This is a genomic window from Aquimarina macrocephali (assembly GCF_051627225.1).
GTDB classification, from domain to species: Bacteria; Bacteroidota; Bacteroidia; order Flavobacteriales; family Flavobacteriaceae; genus Aquimarina; species Aquimarina macrocephali.
Genome location: NZ_CP151795.1, coordinates 4800961 through 4817955 on the forward strand (window position 1 = coordinate 4800961; position 16995 = coordinate 4817955).

General features: G+C 32.9%; 15 protein-coding genes and 1 pseudogene. 8 read left to right on the forward strand and 8 right to left on the reverse strand.

Going from position 1 to position 16995, the window contains the following annotated elements; all coding sequences use genetic code 11:
* The first annotated feature begins 8 nt into the window (after nt 1–8).
* From AAFU52_RS21280 to AAFU52_RS21290, 3 genes are all read left to right on the forward strand, one after another.
* The gene (locus AAFU52_RS21280) at nt 9–1409 is read left to right on the forward strand and encodes a RagB/SusD family nutrient uptake outer membrane protein (protein ID WP_438423474.1); all 1401 of its coding nucleotides are present in this window, start codon (nt 9–11) and stop codon (nt 1407–1409) included.
* 343 nt (nt 1410–1752) lie between these two features.
* A complete protein-coding gene (locus tag AAFU52_RS21285; RefSeq protein ID WP_438423475.1) occupies nt 1753–1929 on the forward strand; it encodes a hypothetical protein in 177 nt (58 codons plus the stop codon).
* A gap of 231 nt (nt 1930–2160) precedes the next feature.
* Entirely contained in the window at nt 2161–2730 is a 570-nt protein-coding gene (locus AAFU52_RS21290) for an NUDIX domain-containing protein (protein WP_024770062.1), read from the forward strand.
* Nucleotides 2731–2822: 92 nt separating this feature from the next.
* Here AAFU52_RS21290 and AAFU52_RS21295 read toward each other — a convergent pair whose 3' ends face one another.
* On the reverse strand, nt 2823–3410 hold the full coding sequence (locus tag AAFU52_RS21295) for a hypothetical protein (protein WP_024770063.1): 588 nt from the start codon (nt 3408–3410) through the stop codon (nt 2823–2825).
* Nucleotides 3411–3508: 98 nt separating this feature from the next.
* On the opposite strand from AAFU52_RS21295, the gene AAFU52_RS21300 reads away from it, so the two are divergent.
* Nucleotides 3509–4393, forward strand: coding sequence for a M28 family metallopeptidase (locus AAFU52_RS21300; RefSeq protein ID WP_024770064.1), 885 nt, complete (start codon nt 3509–3511; stop codon nt 4391–4393).
* A 31-nt stretch (nt 4394–4424) separates the two neighbouring features.
* Here AAFU52_RS21300 and thrC read toward each other — a convergent pair whose 3' ends face one another.
* Genes thrC through thrA form a run of 3 tightly spaced genes read right to left on the reverse strand, consistent with a single transcriptional unit; the run spans nt 4425 to nt 9154 of the window.
* Nucleotides 4425–5714 carry a threonine synthase gene (gene thrC, locus AAFU52_RS21305; RefSeq protein WP_438423476.1) on the reverse strand — a complete coding sequence of 430 codons (1290 nt, stop codon included), beginning with the start codon at nt 5712–5714 and terminating at the stop codon, nt 4425–4427.
* 6 nt (nt 5715–5720) lie between these two features.
* Nucleotides 5721–6662: a homoserine kinase gene (locus tag AAFU52_RS21310; protein WP_438423477.1), complete on the reverse strand. Its 942-nt coding sequence runs from the start codon at nt 6660–6662 to the stop codon at nt 5721–5723.
* 44 nt (nt 6663–6706) lie between these two features.
* A complete protein-coding gene (gene thrA, locus AAFU52_RS21315; RefSeq protein ID WP_438423478.1) occupies nt 6707–9154 on the reverse strand; it encodes a bifunctional aspartate kinase/homoserine dehydrogenase I in 2448 nt (815 codons plus the stop codon).
* Between the two features lie 468 nt (nt 9155–9622).
* Here thrA and AAFU52_RS21320 point away from each other — a divergent pair, with 468 nt between their 5' ends.
* Together AAFU52_RS21320 and AAFU52_RS21325 are read left to right on the forward strand one after the other, a co-directional pair.
* A complete protein-coding gene (locus AAFU52_RS21320) occupies nt 9623–11158 on the forward strand; it encodes an NAD(P)H-hydrate dehydratase (protein WP_438423479.1) in 1536 nt (511 codons plus the stop codon).
* Between the two features lie 113 nt (nt 11159–11271).
* Nucleotides 11272–12153, forward strand: coding sequence for an anti-sigma factor (locus AAFU52_RS21325; protein WP_438423480.1), 882 nt, complete (start codon nt 11272–11274; stop codon nt 12151–12153).
* A gap of 57 nt (nt 12154–12210) precedes the next feature.
* On the opposite strand, the gene AAFU52_RS21330 is transcribed toward AAFU52_RS21325, so the two are convergent.
* The 4 genes and pseudogenes from AAFU52_RS21330 to AAFU52_RS21345 form a co-directional block, all read right to left on the reverse strand.
* Nucleotides 12211–13158 carry a leucine-rich repeat domain-containing protein gene (locus AAFU52_RS21330; RefSeq protein WP_438423481.1) on the reverse strand — a complete coding sequence of 316 codons (948 nt, stop codon included), beginning with the start codon at nt 13156–13158 and terminating at the stop codon, nt 12211–12213.
* A complete protein-coding gene (locus AAFU52_RS21335; RefSeq protein ID WP_438423482.1) occupies nt 13151–14107 on the reverse strand; it encodes a hypothetical protein in 957 nt (318 codons plus the stop codon). The genes AAFU52_RS21330 and AAFU52_RS21335 overlap by 8 nt, the downstream gene beginning before the upstream one ends.
* 1 nt (nt 14108) lies before the next feature.
* A pseudogene (gene xerD / locus AAFU52_RS21340) lies at nt 14109–15004 on the reverse strand (site-specific tyrosine recombinase XerD).
* A 76-nt stretch (nt 15005–15080) separates the two neighbouring features.
* A complete protein-coding gene (locus AAFU52_RS21345) occupies nt 15081–15614 on the reverse strand; it encodes a hypothetical protein (protein ID WP_438423483.1) in 534 nt (177 codons plus the stop codon).
* A gap of 260 nt (nt 15615–15874) precedes the next feature.
* On the opposite strand from AAFU52_RS21345, the gene AAFU52_RS21350 reads away from it, so the two are divergent.
* Nucleotides 15875–16507: a porin family protein gene (locus AAFU52_RS21350; RefSeq protein ID WP_438423484.1), complete on the forward strand. Its 633-nt coding sequence runs from the start codon at nt 15875–15877 to the stop codon at nt 16505–16507.
* Nucleotides 16508–16564: 57 nt separating this feature from the next.
* Entirely contained in the window at nt 16565–16984 is a 420-nt protein-coding gene (gene aroQ / locus AAFU52_RS21355; protein ID WP_024770075.1) for a type II 3-dehydroquinate dehydratase, read from the forward strand.
* Nucleotides 16985–16995 lie beyond the last annotated feature (11 nt).

The following is a 16995-nucleotide window of genomic DNA, read 5'->3' on the forward strand; positions in this document are numbered from 1 at the left end:
TAAACATCATGAAAAATAAAACAATATATATCCTTTTAACATTAATTTTGATATTTAGTGCTTGTGAGGACACATTAGAACAGCAATTTTCCGATAATGTAGAGGTTTCTGATGCTGTTGTAGACCTTAATTCTTTAAATTTAGCAGCAAACGGTTCTTATAGCTTGTTTGCAGATACCGATGTGTATAATCGTACATTGATGTTGCTTCCTGAAATTTTGTCTGACAATGCATTTATTGATGCTTTTGATAATACGGGCAGATATCTTGATTTTGATTTGTATACGGTAAATTCTAATAATAGATTTATAACCCCTGCTTGGGAGGATCTTACTCGTATTATTGCTTCTACTTCAATAATTATAAGAAAAGCAGAATCGATATCTTTTCCTGAGTCAGAACAAGAAGATGCAGAGCAGTATATAGGAGAAATGTATGCGTTGAGGGCATTGGCATTTCATAATCTTCAATTATTGTTTGCACAACCTTATAATTTTACATCAGATGCATCTCATTTAGGAGTGCCCATTCCGAATTTTACAACTTTAGGAGATGGAGGTACTATTCAAGAACCAGGAAGAAGCACTACGGCCGAGGTTTATATTCAAATTGAAAACGATTTATTAAAGGCGATAGGTTTAATGAAAGCAAAATCGTCTCCTTCTAGAATGGATGTTTATGCAGCAAAAGCTTTACTAGCAAGAATATACTTGCATATGGAAGATTGGAGGAAAGCAAGTGATACAGCTACAGAGGTAATCGAAAATAGCGGAAATAAACTATTAGAGAATCAAGAATATATTGCAAGTTGGACTTTGGATAATAATAGTGAAACATTATTTACATTGGTAAATAATGAAACCGATAATTCTGGTACAAGTTCTATAGGTTATTTCTACCTTACTTATAAAGATGCTTTTGCTACTGATGATTTTGTAAATACCTTAAGTAATACAGATGTTAGAAAAGAATTATACTCGGTTGATGATGGTGTGAATTTGGTTGAGAAATTTCCCAAAGTAGCAGCTCAAGATGATAACATACAAATATTAAGACTTTCTGAGATATATTTAATTAAAGCCGAGGCACATGCACAATTGAATGAAAATATTGATGCTCAGCAAGCTCTGGATGCCATTATACAAAGGGCTGATCCAACAGCTGCAGTATCCACAGAAACAGGACAGGTACTAATAGATAAGGTTATTTTGGAAAGGAGAAAGGAATTAGCCTATGAAGGGTTTAGGTTATATGATCTTACCAGATATAGAATGACATTTAATAAATTTCTACAAGATGGGGATCCAATTATAATTTCCGCTCCAGAGAATAGGACAATTATGCCTATACCTATTGATGAGATTAATGTAAATCCAAATATTGCAAACCAACAAAATCCGGGATATTAAAACATAAAGAAGGATCGAGATTTGAGTTAGTTATTGATAATGGGTTCGATTGATATTAAAATTAGTCGAGCCCATTTATATACGTATGATTAAATTTATAGGGAGATTAACTTCTATTTTTAAAAACAAGAATCATTTCTTAATAAAAAAATAAAATACTTTGTACTAGTTGATCAAATAATTTTCAACGATTAACTTATCTTGGATTTACAATTTTAACAAAAAAAAACCGTTATTTACAAATAAACATTCAAAATAACTTAATTTAAAACCTAAATGTTAGGTGATAACCTTGAATGTTTTAACGAATTTAAATAAAATCAATATCTAAACTTTTAAAACCATGCTGGAAAACATTTTAAATTTAGGAACATTATTAAGTAAAATTGCACAAAAAGAAATTAAAGGAGGAGACTATGGAGATGAAAATGAAAAGGAAATCTGTTATAATAGAGGATGCACTTGGAACGAAGAATGTGGATGTATTTGTGGAGGAGACACGGAATATGACGAGTGCTAATCTTATTATAAGTTTTTACTAAATTAAAACTATAAGATATTAAATCTCATTGAATATTTATTCAATGAGATTTTTTCATGAAAATTATTCTCAATTCATTAATTGTATAAATTTACTTTTGTTAGGTAGTGAAAATTCGGTTAATGACCAGTGACTGATATTATATTTCCATTTAAATCCATATCTTGTTAGCAGCAAAACACAATATTTTGCTTGCCAAATTATAAATGGATGGATTATAAAATTCTTAATGAGAACCTGGTCTACGATGGTTTTTTGAAAGTAAAAAAAGCAGTAGTTACTCACGATCGTTTTCATAAAGATACTCCCATAACATATTCTCGAGAAATGGTAGATCGAGGAGATTCTGTTGCAATTTTATTGTATGAAAAAAATACTGATCACCTGATATTGATTAACCAATTTCGTTACCCTACTACAAAAAATGGTAATGGCTGGCTTTTAGAGATTCCTGCCGGAGGTTTAGAAGAAAATGAAGACCCTGTTGCATGTGCAATTCGTGAGGTTAAAGAAGAAACAGGATATCTAGTTAATAGTTTAGAGCATATAACTACATTTTATGCTACTCCAGGAGGCTCTTCTGAACGTATGTATCTATATTATGCAGAAGTTTCTGATAAAGATAAAATATATGTTGGGGGAGGATTACAGGAAGAAGATGAAGATATTGAGCTATGTAAGCATCATATTTCAGAAATTGATGATCTACTAGAATCAGGAAGAATATGTGATGCAAAAACCATTATAGCATTCCAGTGGTTTAAAACAACCCGGCTTTAAACTATTTTAGAATACTTATATCGTATACGAAATGACTGCTCAATAATAAGCAGTAAAACAAAAAGAGTCTTTATGAATTGAAAAAGAACTTGTTATTTGCAATTCATAGTAACGGTCACTTTTTTTAATTTCTTCCAGATTTGATGTTCGAGGGGTTGAGGAGATAAATTAAACAATACAAGGTGCTTATTTTCTAATTTACACTTACTATACTTTACTGTAATATTTAGATTCACTTCTTTTTTTGTAGTAAAAGCATCATAAGCAATTATTTTTCCTACATATACAGAATCATTTACTTTTTCAAAAAAAGCTTTAGACTTAGGTATTTTATTCTTTTGTTCTGAATCCATTTTGGATACCAAACGCATTAAACCATCAAAATATGCTTCCATTTCGGATTCAAGTTTTTTAGCAGATAACTGAGGATTCTCATTTAAATCCCATAAAAAAGCATATGAAAAATAGTCAGAAGTGCCTTCTTTTCCCCATCCTGGGGCAAAACGTACATGTTCAATACCCGAATATTGTAAGGAAGTAGCAAATTCTAAAGGAAATTCAATAACTTCGCCCCTCCAATTTTCAGAAGCACTTAATAAATTTTTAGTATTGGAATCATTGCCACATTGAACAAATAATAACGTTAGTATAATAAAAGGTATGGTTTTTGCAAAAGACATATTAAAGTGTTATTTTATGCAATAAAAATACAAAATTGTTTAATTACAGATTTTTCATAAATTTGTGTTAAAGGGAAAAAGAATACAAAACCTACAAAATGAATTATTATAGAGAATTTTTACTATTATTTATTTTCGCAATTCAGATGGCCCCAGCTCAGACTGAACAAGATCGAAAAGAAGCAGAGATTATTAATGTCCAAAAAGGAATTGTTGCCAAACTCACTGGCCATGAACCTATTAGAGGAAGAAAAAAATTAAAAAGCAGATCAAGTGCTTCCGAGAGGAAAACTACTGCCGATTTTTTATTTAGTTCTTTAAAAGATATAGGACTTAAACCTGAAAAACATACTTACAATGTAAAGGATAAGAAAGGAAATTTATTTAATGGCGCAAATATCTTTGCAGAGATTCCGGCTACCAATGGTAGTGATGTATATGTTGTGATAGCAGCCCATTATGACACTGTTAAGGACAGTCCTGGTGCGGTTCATAATGCTACAGGTGTTGCGATTGCATATTATGTCGCAATGAAATTAGCAAAATTAGAGGAACGGAAAATAAATTTCATGGTTGTATTTTTTGACCACTGGAAAAGTAATATGGTAGGTACAAGAATGTTTACCAAAAAATTAAAAGACGAAGAATATAAGATTCATTCCATGCATCGATCTGATTATATGGGGTGGGATAATGATGAAGATAGAGCTATAGAAATGCTAGCATCTAGCCTTAGCTTAGAGTCATTATATCGTCTTGAATCTCCCGTGCCTATATATAAGAGAGAAGTGGCTACACCAGAGAGTAGATTTTTTGCCAATTTTGGTTTTGAAACTGTGACGCTTACTGCAGAATTAAAAAATGCAGATAATTCACCTTTTGTACGTAAGAGTGAAGATAAGTATACAACAGTAAATTTTAAATACCTGGCATCTACTACTGATATTGTTCATGGAGTAATGAAATCTTTAGCTACAGATTAAAAAAATAAAAACTATATTTTTAAAAGAGTTCTTACCTAAGTAAGAACTCTTTTAGTTTTTCATAACTATTTACTGTTATACTATGTTTTTCCTTACCCATTACTTTTTGGATTTGATTCGGGATTTCTATAGTTGTGTCCAAAGTTTCCTCAACTATATTTAGGAATTTCACAGGGTGAGCAGTTTCTAGAAATATACCATATTCATTATTAGTAAGCTCCTGTTGCTTAAGACCTAAATAACCAACAGCACCATGGGGATCAGAAATATATCCTGCTTCGTTATATATAATCTTCATAGCCTCTCTGGTTTGATTATCATCAAAACTATAAGCAGAGAATTTATTCTTAAGCTCAGCAAAATTATGATTAAAAAGCTGTTGTATTCTGATGAAATTACTTGGATTACCTACATCCATTGCATTAGAAATAGTAGCTTTTGATGGTTTTGGTTGGTATTCTGAAGTTTCTAAATACCTAACAACAGTATCATTTATATTGGTCGAGGCTATAAATTGTTTAACAGGAAGCCCTAATTTATGAGCAACAATTCCTGCGCAAATATTACCAAAATTACCACTTGGGACAGAAAACACGATATCTTTTTTCTTATGTTTAACCTGTTTGTAAGCAAATAAGAAATAAAATAATTGTGGGAGCCACCGAGCCACATTGATAGAATTTGCAGAGGTTAATTGTTTATGATCAGTAATGCTCGCATCCAGAAATGCAGTTTTTACCATTTCCTGACAATCATCAAAAACTCCGTTGATTTCTAGAGCTGTTATATTTTGCCCAAGTGTGGTTAGTTGTTTTTCTTGGATTTCGCTTACTTTTCCACTTGGGTAAAGAATAACCACATTTACACCTTTTACTCCTAAAAAACCATTTGCAACTGCACCACCAGTATCCCCAGAAGTAGCAACCAAAACAGTAACCTGGTTTTCGTTATTTCTATTAAAATATCCTAGGCATCGTGCCATAAAACGTGCTCCTACATCTTTGAAAGCCATAGTAGGACCATGAAACAGTTCTAATGTTCCTATATTATTTTCAACTTCAATTACAGGAAAATCAAAACTTAAAACATCTGCCAGAATGTCTCGTAGCTCTGGCTCTGGTATTTCATCTCCAACAAATTGGTGTATAGCCTGATAGGCAATCTCAATGTTGTCCAGATGTTCGATGTTTTCAAAAAACGAACTAGGTAACGGTGTTATGTTTTCTGGAAAGTATAATCCTCGATCTGGAGCTAAACCTTTTATGACAGCTTCAGAAAAAGATACTTTAGGAGCATTATTATTTAAACTATAGTATTGCATTGTTTTTTATTTTCTGTATTCAGTTTCTTCTATTATCTTAATTCCTTCGCTATTAATTTTTGAGATGTGTATATCAAAATCAATTCCTGTTTTGTTATAAATATCTTTTATTATATCTGCTACGTCGTTTGCAATCTTCATACCTTTGCTTAATGCAAAAATAGAAGGCCCAGAACCAGATATTCCCGAACCCAAAGCACCTTTTTCAATAGCAGCACTTTTAACATTGTTAAATTCAGGAATTAAAATGGATCGCAATGGCTCGATAATCACATCGTCTAAACTTCTACCAATTAAATCATAGTCTTCTGTGAACAATCCGGCAACAAATCCACCAACATTTCCCCATTGATGAATTGCTTTTTTTAAGGTTACCTTATGTTTGATTACAGATCTGGAATCCGATGTTTTTACTTCAATCTGTGGATGAATAACTGTCATCACCAGATCTTTTGGAGAATGTAATTTTATGATATCCAATGGTGCATAGCTACGTACCAAAGTAAATCCACCAAGAAGGGCAGGAGCAACATTATCTGCATGTGCATTACCACTGGCTAATTTTTCACCTTCCATTGCAAATTTTACCAATTCGTGCATGGTAAATGGGTTACCCAATAAGTAATTTACCGCCCAAACAGCACCAGAACTACTAGCGGCACTACTTCCAATTCCGCTACCTGCTTTTATCTTTTTATAAATTTCTATGGCTACTCCTATATTTTCCCCATATGCTTCAAGAAATGCTTCGACAGCAACACCAGCAACATTTTTGTGAGTTTCCATTGGAAGGTTAGCTCCTTCAATCTTTGTGATTTTTACGCCAGGATCTGCCGTGATTGAAATTATCATTTCATCGCCAACATTATCCAAGCAACATCCTAATACATCAAATCCACAAGAAAGATTAGCAACCGTTGCGGGAGCAAATATTTTAACACTTTTCATCTGTTCTTTTTTTAGTACGTTTTAATTGTCAGGCTGATTTCATATTATTTACTTTTGCCAATTCTTATGATATCTGCAAAGATACCAGAAGCAGTAACTTCGGCTCCAGCTCCGGCTCCTTTAACTATCAAAGGTTGTTTTGGATATCGATCTGTATAAAAAAGTACAATATTATCACTTCCTTCCAGATTATAAAAGGGATGATCGGCTGGTATATGCTGCAATCCTACTTTAGCATTTTCTGCTTCGTATTGCGCGACATATTTTAATCGACATTCTTTTTTGTTAGCCTCTGCCAGAATTTCCTTAAAATGTTCCTCATTTTGGGCTAGCGAATTAAAGAATTCATCTACACTTTTGGTTTCTAAGCTTTCCTGAGGAAGAAATGCTTCATTCTCGATATTTTCAAGCTCCATAATTTTTTCACTTTCACGAGCAAGGATCAGGATTTTTCGAGCCACATCAACACCACTTAAATCAATCTTTGGATCTGGTTCTGTGTATCCTTCTTGCTGAGCCTGTTTTACAATATCATGAAAAGTAACTTCTTCTGTATAATTATTAAATACAAAATTAAGACTGCCTGATAATACAGCTTGTATTTTGTGAATATTATCTCCAGAGGCAATTAAATTATTAAGAGTATCGATTATAGGTAAACCTGCTCCAACATTGGTTTCATATAAAAACGGAGCATTAAATTTTCTGGAGAGATCTTGTAATTCTTCATAATTCGAATATTCATCGGCACATGCAATTTTGTTACAAGTTACTACAGCCATACTTTCTGCCAGGTAATGTTTATAAATCTTAGCAATATTGGGATTTGCAGTATTGTCTACAAAGATAGAATTACGTAGATTCATTTCTTTTGCCTTGGCGAAAAATGATTCTGCATTCGCCTTTTCTCCTTTTGGAAGTATTTCTTGCCAGGAATCAAGATCAATTCCATCTTCATTAAAGATCATGTTTCTGGAATTTGACATGCCAACTACTCGAATTTTAAGGCGTAGTTTATCTTTTAGGTATTTATTTTGTTGTTGAAGTTGTTCGATTAGTTTACTACCTACGTTTCCTACACCAGTTATAAATAGGTTTAATTGTTTAGTTTTTACTTCAAAAAATCGTTCATGTAATATATTAAGAGCTTTTTTAATGTCTTTTTTTGCTATGACTACAGAAATATTCTTTTCTGAAGCTCCTTGGGCGATAGCTCTAATATTTACATTGTTTTTACCTAGTGTACTAAACATTTTACCACTTAACCCCTGATGGTGATACATATTATCACCAACCAATGCAACGATAGCTACATCATTTTCTATTTTTACAGGGTCTAGTTTGTACTTAGAAATCTCGAATTCGAATGTAGTATCCAAAATGGTTTTGGCTTTCTCTGCTTCAGAAGCTTCAACGGCAAGACATATAGAATGCTCAGAGGAAGCTTGTGTAATAAGAATAACATTTATATTTTCTAAAAATAACGCTTCGAATAGGCGTTTAGAAAATCCAGGAATGCCAACCATGCCGCTACCTTCCAGAGAAATGATCGCGATACTATCAATATGACTAATCCCGGTTACTGGTTTTTTTCTTTCATCTACCTTTCGTGTAATAAGAGTTCCTTGATCTTTGGGTTTAAAAGTATTTTTAATAACTATCGGAATATTCTTTTCTAATACAGGATGTATGGTAGGAGGGTAGATTACTTTAGCTCCAAAATGAGAAAGTTCCATAGCTTCCTGATATGAAATATGATGTACAGGTTTAGCTTGTTTTACTAATTTTGGGTTGGCGGTATATAAACCACTTACATCTGTCCAGATTTGTAATTCACATGCATCAATAGCTGCTGCCAGAATAGCTGCTGTAAAATCAGAGCCCCCTCTTCCTAGTGTAGTTGGTTCGCCATCCTTTGTTCTTGCAACAAAACCGGGAAAAAGACTTACTTTATGCGTACTATTATTTGCAAATTCTTTGATTCTGGTATTGGTCTCTTTATAATCAATTACGACTTTAGAATTAATTGTTTTAACGATTAGTTCTCTAGAATCTTTTAAAACGATATCTAAGCCTTTTATTTTGGCTGCTTCGGTGATAATATAAGAAGAGAGCATCTCTCCAAAACCTGCAATTACGGCAGCTGTCTTAAGAGATAATTCACTTAATAAGTATACGCCTTCACACAATGATTCCAAAGTGTTAAGTTCGGCTTTCACCTTACTAATTATTGCACTTTGGGATACTACAGGGATAAGAGTTTTTACAGCTTCAAAATGCCTTTTCTCTATTTCTGCCAGTGTGTTTTTATAGTTTTCATTGTTAGCAGAAGCTTCTTCTCCTGCTTGTAACAGTAAGTCGGTAATTCCGCCCATTGCAGAAACTACTACATATAAAGATTGCTTTTGAGATTGTTGTTTTATGATTTCTATTACACTTTCTATGGTCGATGCATTAGCGACAGAAGAACCTCCAAATTTTAGAACGTTCATGATATATTGTATTTTTTAAGTTGAAATTATTAATAAAAGCTTTGCTGGTAATTCTTTTTTTGTGAATTACGTATGTGGTGCGGTGGTAATATATAAATGAACTAACCCCTAAGGGTAATAATAGTAATAGTACCTGTTGTAATAGAAGAAGCCTCAGATACGATAATCGTTCCTAAGGTAAATAATAAAGCCAATAAGAAAATGGTACTAAACATTTGTTTGCTTTACTTTGCGTGTTCAAATGTATAATTTTTTACTTTTAAAGAAAATTAAATTAACTGCATCCTTAAATTTTTACTAATTCAATAATTAATAACTTGTTTCATTATGTAATTCTTAGAAAAAGTATGAAACAGGCACGATTAAAATTGTATTTAGGGTCTTTGAGGAAGGATTACCAGTTTGTTGAAGGTTCTTAAAGGAACCTCTAGGATAAAAACATGAATAAATATTAATACATATAGATAGATGAAAATATTTTCTGCGCAACAAATGCGTATGGCAGATGAAGCTACAATGGTAGCTGCTAAGATCACATCATTAGAATTGATGGAGCGTGCTGCAACACAAATTTTTAATTTGATTCATAGCAGATTACAAGGATCTCCAATTATGATCCATGTTTTTTGTGGTATTGGGAATAATGGAGGAGACGGACTAGTAGTTTCGAGATTATTGTTAGAACATGGGTATAATGTAAAAACTTACATCGTAAATTTTAGCGATAATAGATCGAAGGAGTTTCTATCTAACTATGATCGATTAAAAGAAATTAGTAAAGATTGGCCTATCCAGCTTAAATGCGAAGAGGATTTTCCTCAACTTAAACGAGAGGATATAGTTATTGATGCCATTTTTGGTATTGGACTTAACAGACCTTTGGTGCCCTGGGTGGTTTCTTTAATCAAACACCTTAATACTTCGGGATGTTTTACACTTTCTATAGATATTCCTTCGGGTTTATATTCTGATAAAGCACCAGACAATCCTGAAGGAGTAATTTTTGCAAACGTTACAGTTACATTTCAATTACCAAAGCTTGTTTTCTTTTTACCAGAAACGGGTATGTATACACAAGACCTGCAAGTGATTGATATTGGGTTGGACCGAAGTTTTTTAATGCAAAACCCGGGTGTCGGAGTCTTGATTAATAAAAATGAAGTATTGCCATTATATCGACCAAGACATAAGTTTAGTCATAAAGGTACTTATGGACATTCTGTAATGATAGGAGGGAGCTATGGTAAGATAGGAAGTATGGTTTTGGCAACTAAAGCTGCCTTAAAGACAGGAGCTGGCTTAGTTACTGCATATATCCCCGAATGTGGGTATGAAGTGCTGCAGACGGCTGTTCCAGAAGCAATGGTTATTGCAGATAGTGATGATGAATTAGAAGAAATCACTTTGGATTTTAAGCCTGCAGCTATAGGGATTGGAATAGGTCTTGGCACCGATGAAAAAACAGTTAATGCCTTTGAAGAATTTTTAAAGGAAAATGAATCTCCTCTTGTGATAGACGCTGATGGGATCAATATTTTGGCAAAAAATACTGAACTTCTTGAGAAACTACCTAAGAAAACTATTTTAACACCTCACCCAAAGGAGTTAGAACGATTAGTCGGTAAATGGAAAGGTGATTTTGATAAAATTAAAAAAACAAAAGCATTTTCAAAACAATATGATTGTATTGTAATTATTAAAGGAGCAAACTCCATCACTGTATATGAAGATCAATTATATGTAAATAATACAGGAAACCCGGGAATGGCTACAGCAGGAAGCGGTGACGTGCTTACAGGGATGATTACTGGTTTGCTATCTCAAAGTTATGATCCTCTGCATGCTGCAGTTTTTGGAGTCTATTTACATGGAAGCTCTGGAGATATAGCCGTTCAAAAAACAGGTTTTGAAGGGTTGATTGCGGGTGAAATCATATCTCATATAGGTCCAGCTTTTATAGAATTATTTAAAACACCCAATGTTGAAGGACAGCAAGGGAAATAATGAATATATTTTAACATAGGAAGAATATGTTTTCATATACAATTTTGTAAGTATTTTGGAGTTAATTTTATTGTAATCTAATTACATTTGAAAGATAATTAAAAAGCAAAGTGATGACAAAAACAAAATTATTTATAGCGGTTCTATTTTTTGGAGCGCTATTCAATTCGTGCTCTAATGATGATGACGGTCCAGCAGTTGCCACAATAGAATTAGAGACGATCGGATTAAAGCCTCTTACAGGAGGAACTGCTTATCAAGGATGGATTATTGTTAATGGACAACCTGTTAGTACTGTAAAATTTACTAACCCCGAAGGAGTGGTTCGTTTAGACGTATTTGCATCCGATCTTGCAAGTGCAACTCAGTTTATAGTAACTATAGAGCCAGTGGGAGATGTCGATAATGGACCTTCTGATACAAAAATTTTGACCGGTAATTTTAATGGTAATTCTGCACAACTTACTTTTCTACCAGTAGTTGCTGATCTTTCTAATACATCAGGTCAGTTTTTCTTAGCAACTCCTACAGACAATGCTGGAGGCGTGGATAATGGTAATGATGAGTTTGGTGTTTGGTTTATGAATGGTGATACTGCTCCTGGTTTATCTCTTCCTGCTCTAGCTAGCGGATGGAAGTATGAAGGTTGGGTGGATTTTGGTACTCAAATTTTATCTACAGGGACTTTTTCTAATGTTAGTGGTGTTGATGATGGAAATTTCTTTAAAGGTTCAGGAGGAACTGTTCCTGCATTTCCTGGAGAAGATTTTCTTGTTTTACCTACCCAAGTTCCTATTACTGGAATTACACTTCCTGCTGCGGTAACAAGCAAAAAAGTGTTTATTACAGTTGAGCCTATAGCAGATGGTGACCCTAAACCATTTTTTATATCACCACTTAGCGCAACTGCAGGAATTACAACTGGATCTGGAAACCCTGTAACGATGTTGTCTAATACTGTTGTTCCTTCAGGAATTGTGAAGAGACCGAATTAATATTTTAAAATAGATATACCTAATATAAAAAACTCTTACTCTCGTAGTAAGAGTTTTTTATTGTTTTTTCTGTTCGAAGGAGAGTAGAAAGAACCCTTTAAATAACTTTTGAGCTTTTCTTTTTTCTGTTTTATTAATGGGATTGTTGTCTAAAATGAGCCCGGATAAGGTGTATTTTTGTGTACTATAAACTTCGGGAATCGATTGAATATTATTGTTATTAACATGTGTCATAAACAGAGATCGCATTTTGGTGAATACTTCGGGTAATTCCCGAAACTTATTATATCCAGCATGTACAACCCATGTTTTTTTCATTTCAGACATCTCATTTGGCAGTACTTTTAAATTGTTATGATCAATATATAGAAAGTGTACCTGATCTAATAAACCTATTGTAACTGGTAATTCATCCAGATCATTATGATCTAACCATAAAGAATATAGCCGAGGTAATGCTCCTAAATGAATATAACTCTCTTTTCCTTTTAATTTATTATACGATAAGTTTACATCTTTTAATGTATGTAGTTTGCTGATATTACCAGGAAGTTCTTCTATATTATTTCCTTTTAAATTTATAAATTCAATAGGAAGTTCAGAGATAAGATCAAAAGTGCGTTCTAGGTTTAAATTAGGATTATGAGCTATAGAAATTTGTTTTAAGTGAGATAACATTTTAATAGATTCGGGTAAAGTAGAAATATTCATGTTATCTAGATTTAAAACTTCAAGCCTGACTAATAGATTTAATTTTTTAAATACTTGATCTAGTTTTAGGTTCGGGTTATTACTAAGATCTATCATTTTTAGATCTTTATAATTGGTCACATAATTTGGTAAAATCTCAAGATTTTGATTACTAAGATCCAGACGATATACTTTAGAAGTATCATTGATAGAGTTAGCCGTATAGGTTTTGCTATAAAACGTGGTATAGGTGTTACAGCCACTACATAATACCAATAAGACTAAGTAATAGTATATGTTTAATTTATTATTCATCTGTAGTCTCTTTGAGAAGTAAAGCCCCACTAATTTCTATAAACATCTTATCTTTTGTTTCTACCTTCCAGGGGAAACGAGGGTTTAATCCAATACCATCATGTAATGTGTTTTGTATATACGTGCCTGCTTTTTGACTATTGATTCCAAATTTGGCGTGTATAGTATAATTGGCATCCTGAAACGTACCGTAACTATAAAGGTTACTGTAAAATAAATCTGTATATGGAGGTAATGTAAACCATACATTTTTGCGACCATCATCAGAGTTTATTTTATTTCTGGGAGATTTACTGTAATCCGGTCTTGGAGTAAAAAGATCAACTCCAAAACCCAATCGATATATTCTTGTTGGATTCTGTATTTTGGTAAACCCAATATTTAAAGAACCTGTAACGCCATAATCGGTTCCCGAACCACTAAACCAACCGATTTTGAAATCATTTAAAAAAGCAAGGTGGATATTATGATCAGCATTGCTAAATCGCATCAAAAATGCGCCTCTTTTTAACCCATACGATTTTAACTCTTTTGGGAGGTAATCTTTGCCAAACCCAAACCCGAGTCCTTTGAACCCACCTTTTCCTGTTGGATTAAATATTATTGAGGTATTGGTCGTTGAAACAGATGATCCTAATAAATTACTATTTTTTCCTATTCCGCCCAGAGCAAAAAAATCATAGGAATATGCTAAGCCAGGCATTTTGACAGTATGCCGTTTTAAAAACGTATAAGATGCGATAGATAAACCGCTTTCTATAGAAATATCACCATAATTCATTGTTCCGAATCCAAATACTCCAAGTTGTAGCCATTGATTTTGATTACCTATAGTAATTTCCGCTTTTAGAAGAATACCACCATCTGCATGTAATCGTTGTGCGAGTACTATAGCGCTGCTTAAGAATAGTATCAGAAATATAGATATTCTTTTCAGGTTTATGTTCATATTATCTCCTTGGATGAAAACTATGTATAACCTCGCTTAAGTGGCTTCGATCTATATGCATATATATTTCTGTAGTTGTAATACTTTCATGACCTAGCATTAATTGAATAGCTCTTAAATCGGCACCATTCTCTAAAAGATGAGTAGCAAAAGAATGCCTGAAAGTGTGAGGACTAACCTGTTTGTGGATCCCTGCTTTTTCTACCAATCGCTTTATGATAGTAAAAATCATTGCTCGGGTGAGTTGTCTCCCTCTTCTGTTTAAAAACAAGGTGTCTTCATGTCCTTTTTTAATATCAATATGATTACGAATTTCGGTGGTATAAATATCAATATATTTTTGAGTAGTTTCTCCTATAGGTACAAAGCGTTGTTTATCGCCTTTCCCGGTAACACTAATATACCCTTCATCAAAAAAAAGACTGGATTTTTTAAGGTTATTAGCTCACTTACCCTTAAACCGCATCCATAGAGAGTTTCTATAATTGCGCGATTACGTTCTCCTTCTGGTTTGCCAAGGTCGATTTGAGCAATAATGAGATCTATTTCTTCTACAGATAACGTATCGGGTAGTTTTCTTCCTATTTTTGGTGATTCTATGAGTTCCATAGGGTTGGTTTCTCTATAGTCTTCAAATACAAGATAATTAAAGAAACTTTTTAATCCAGAAATAATTCTTGATTGTGAACGGGGATTAACCAGTTTTGCTGTTTCAAAAATAAATTGCTGAAGTATATCTTTTTCAATAGAAAGGGGAGTAGTTGTTATATCTTGATGCTCGAGAAATTTTAATAACCTCTGAATATCAAGAGTATAATTAACAATTGAGTTTTCAGATAATCCTCTTTCGATTTTTAAATAATGGTTGTAGTCTTTTATTGCGTGATCCCATTTCATTAATACTAAGATATGATATAAAAGAAAACCATCCCAATTTACTTTGAGATGGTTTTGAAATAATAAATCAATGTTTTTATAGATGTAATACAAACCCTATGTTTAATTGGAAGGCATCAGCATGAAACCGATCATCCAAGCTAAAATTGTATCGCAATCCAGGTTCAATACTTACTTTATCTCCTAGAAAAAAAGCATAACCTCCCTGAGCACCAAAATAGGATGGATCTTGGTTTTGGTCTGTACTTGCACCATTATAATCGATCTGCACAGGAATCCTCCCAATAATATAATATTTGGCCCCTATTTTATAAGAAAAGGAATCTAAAGATTCTGAATCACCACCTTTGTCTATTGATCCATATCCCAAACCAATTTTTAGAGCTAAATCATCCATTATAAAATAGCCTACTTCTGCACCAATATTAATTACTGATCCTCCATCATCAGAAAAACTTGTAAATTGAATACTCGTATTAGAAGCACTTGCTGCACCGAAATTAGTATTAGCTTCGATTAACCATTTTCCTTTAGTAGTTTGATCATTGTTTTGAGCACTTGCAAAGACAAAACTTACTACTGCTAAAGTAGTTAATGCAATTTTTTTCATAATTACTGTTGGTTTAAAGTTTGCCGCTAAACTATTTAATTTGCCAGAACAAAAAGTTAATTAGTTCTTAATATTTTTTGAACGTATTTTTGATTATAATTAGAGAATAAAACACATCGATTTTTAATAGAACATAAGTTTTATAGCCTTATTGATAATATTGCTTAGGGGTATTTAGAAATGTTATAATGCTTTTTTTGTTTACAGATTCAGGTTTTTTAAAAAATAAAACTACTTTTGAATAGTAATAGTATTTATATATGATGAAGAAATTTTTTCTTATTGTTTCCACCCTCATGATGATGATCACATCTTTATATGCTCAACAAGAGAGTGAAGAATTGTATACTCGTGCAGGATTTAAATTTGGAGCTAATTATGCGAATATAACTGGAGATATAAAAAACACAGATGCAAGAGTACGAATGCATTTGGGTGCTGTAGTAGAGTTCCCTATATCTCAACGATTTTTTGTGCAGGCAGAAGTGTTGTATACAGCACAAGGATATAAAGTTGATGATGGTGGAGAAGAAAATAAGATTAGTTTAAATTATTTGACACTGCCTATTATTGCTAAGTTTTATTTTACAAATAAATTTAGCTTAGAGACAGGGCCGCAACTGGCTATATTAGCAAATGCAACAGAATCTGCAGAAGATACTCCTGATGAATTCTTTGATTCTTTTAATAATTTTGATTTTAGTTGGGGATTCGGGGCTGGATATAAGACAGAGACTGGTTTGTTTTTTCAATTACGATATAATCTGGGGTTAACTAATATTAATGATATTGATACATTGGATATAGATTTTAAGCATTCTGTAGCGCAATTATCCGTCGGGTATTTGTTCAAGACTAAGAATAACAGAAGACAGGAACCTAATATTGAGTAATAAGAATATAATATATAATTGATTTATTGTCAGTTAATTACTAAAAAAAATAAACGTGTGAAATTACTAATCATAAATGGTCCCAATCTAAACCTCCTTGGAAAAAGAGAACCAGAGGTGTATGGAAATCAAACTTTTGATGAGTTCTTTGCTCAATTACAATCTGATTTTTCTACACTAGAGTTGTCTTATTATCAATCTAATATAGAAGGGGAGTTGATTACTAAACTACAGGAAGCAGATGATCAATATGATGGAGTTATCCTTAATGCGGGAGCTTATACTCACACTTCTATTGGTATTGGAGATGCTATAAAGGCAATATCAATTCCTGTTGTAGAAGTTCATATATCAAATACTTTTGGTAGAGAAGAGTTTAGACATCAATCTTATATATCACCTAATGCAGAAGGTGTTATTCTGGGCTTTGGTTTACAAAGTTATATATTGGCAATACAAAGTTTTTCTACAAAATAAGACAAATATAT

Excerpts from the sequence above, each read along its gene's own strand:
- AAFU52_RS21335 (WP_438423482.1), bottom strand. The coding sequence starts at position 14,107 with ATGAACATAAACCTGAAAAGAATATCTATATTTCTGATACTATTCTTA.
- AAFU52_RS21320 (WP_438423479.1), top strand. The coding sequence starts at position 9,623 with ATGAAAATATTTTCTGCGCAACAAATGCGTATGGCAGATGAAGCTACA.
- AAFU52_RS21300 (WP_024770064.1), top strand. The coding sequence starts at position 3,509 with ATGAATTATTATAGAGAATTTTTACTATTATTTATTTTCGCAATTCAG.
- AAFU52_RS21310 (WP_438423477.1), bottom strand. The coding sequence starts at position 6,662 with ATGAAAAGTGTTAAAATATTTGCTCCCGCAACGGTTGCTAATCTTTCT.
- AAFU52_RS21295 (WP_024770063.1), bottom strand. The coding sequence starts at position 3,410 with ATGTCTTTTGCAAAAACCATACCTTTTATTATACTAACGTTATTATTT.
- thrA (WP_438423478.1), bottom strand. The coding sequence starts at position 9,154 with ATGAACGTTCTAAAATTTGGAGGTTCTTCTGTCGCTAATGCATCGACC.
- AAFU52_RS21285 (WP_438423475.1), top strand. The coding sequence starts at position 1,753 with ATGCTGGAAAACATTTTAAATTTAGGAACATTATTAAGTAAAATTGCA.
- AAFU52_RS21325 (WP_438423480.1), top strand. The coding sequence starts at position 11,272 with ATGACAAAAACAAAATTATTTATAGCGGTTCTATTTTTTGGAGCGCTA.
- AAFU52_RS21290 (WP_024770062.1), top strand. The coding sequence starts at position 2,161 with ATGGATTATAAAATTCTTAATGAGAACCTGGTCTACGATGGTTTTTTG.
- thrC (WP_438423476.1), bottom strand. The coding sequence starts at position 5,714 with ATGCAATACTATAGTTTAAATAATAATGCTCCTAAAGTATCTTTTTCT.
- AAFU52_RS21345 (WP_438423483.1), bottom strand. The coding sequence starts at position 15,614 with ATGAAAAAAATTGCATTAACTACTTTAGCAGTAGTAAGTTTTGTCTTT.
- AAFU52_RS21350 (WP_438423484.1), top strand. The coding sequence starts at position 15,875 with ATGATGAAGAAATTTTTTCTTATTGTTTCCACCCTCATGATGATGATC.
- AAFU52_RS21330 (WP_438423481.1), bottom strand. The coding sequence starts at position 13,158 with ATGAATAATAAATTAAACATATACTATTACTTAGTCTTATTGGTATTA.
- AAFU52_RS21280 (WP_438423474.1), top strand. The coding sequence starts at position 9 with ATGAAAAATAAAACAATATATATCCTTTTAACATTAATTTTGATATTT.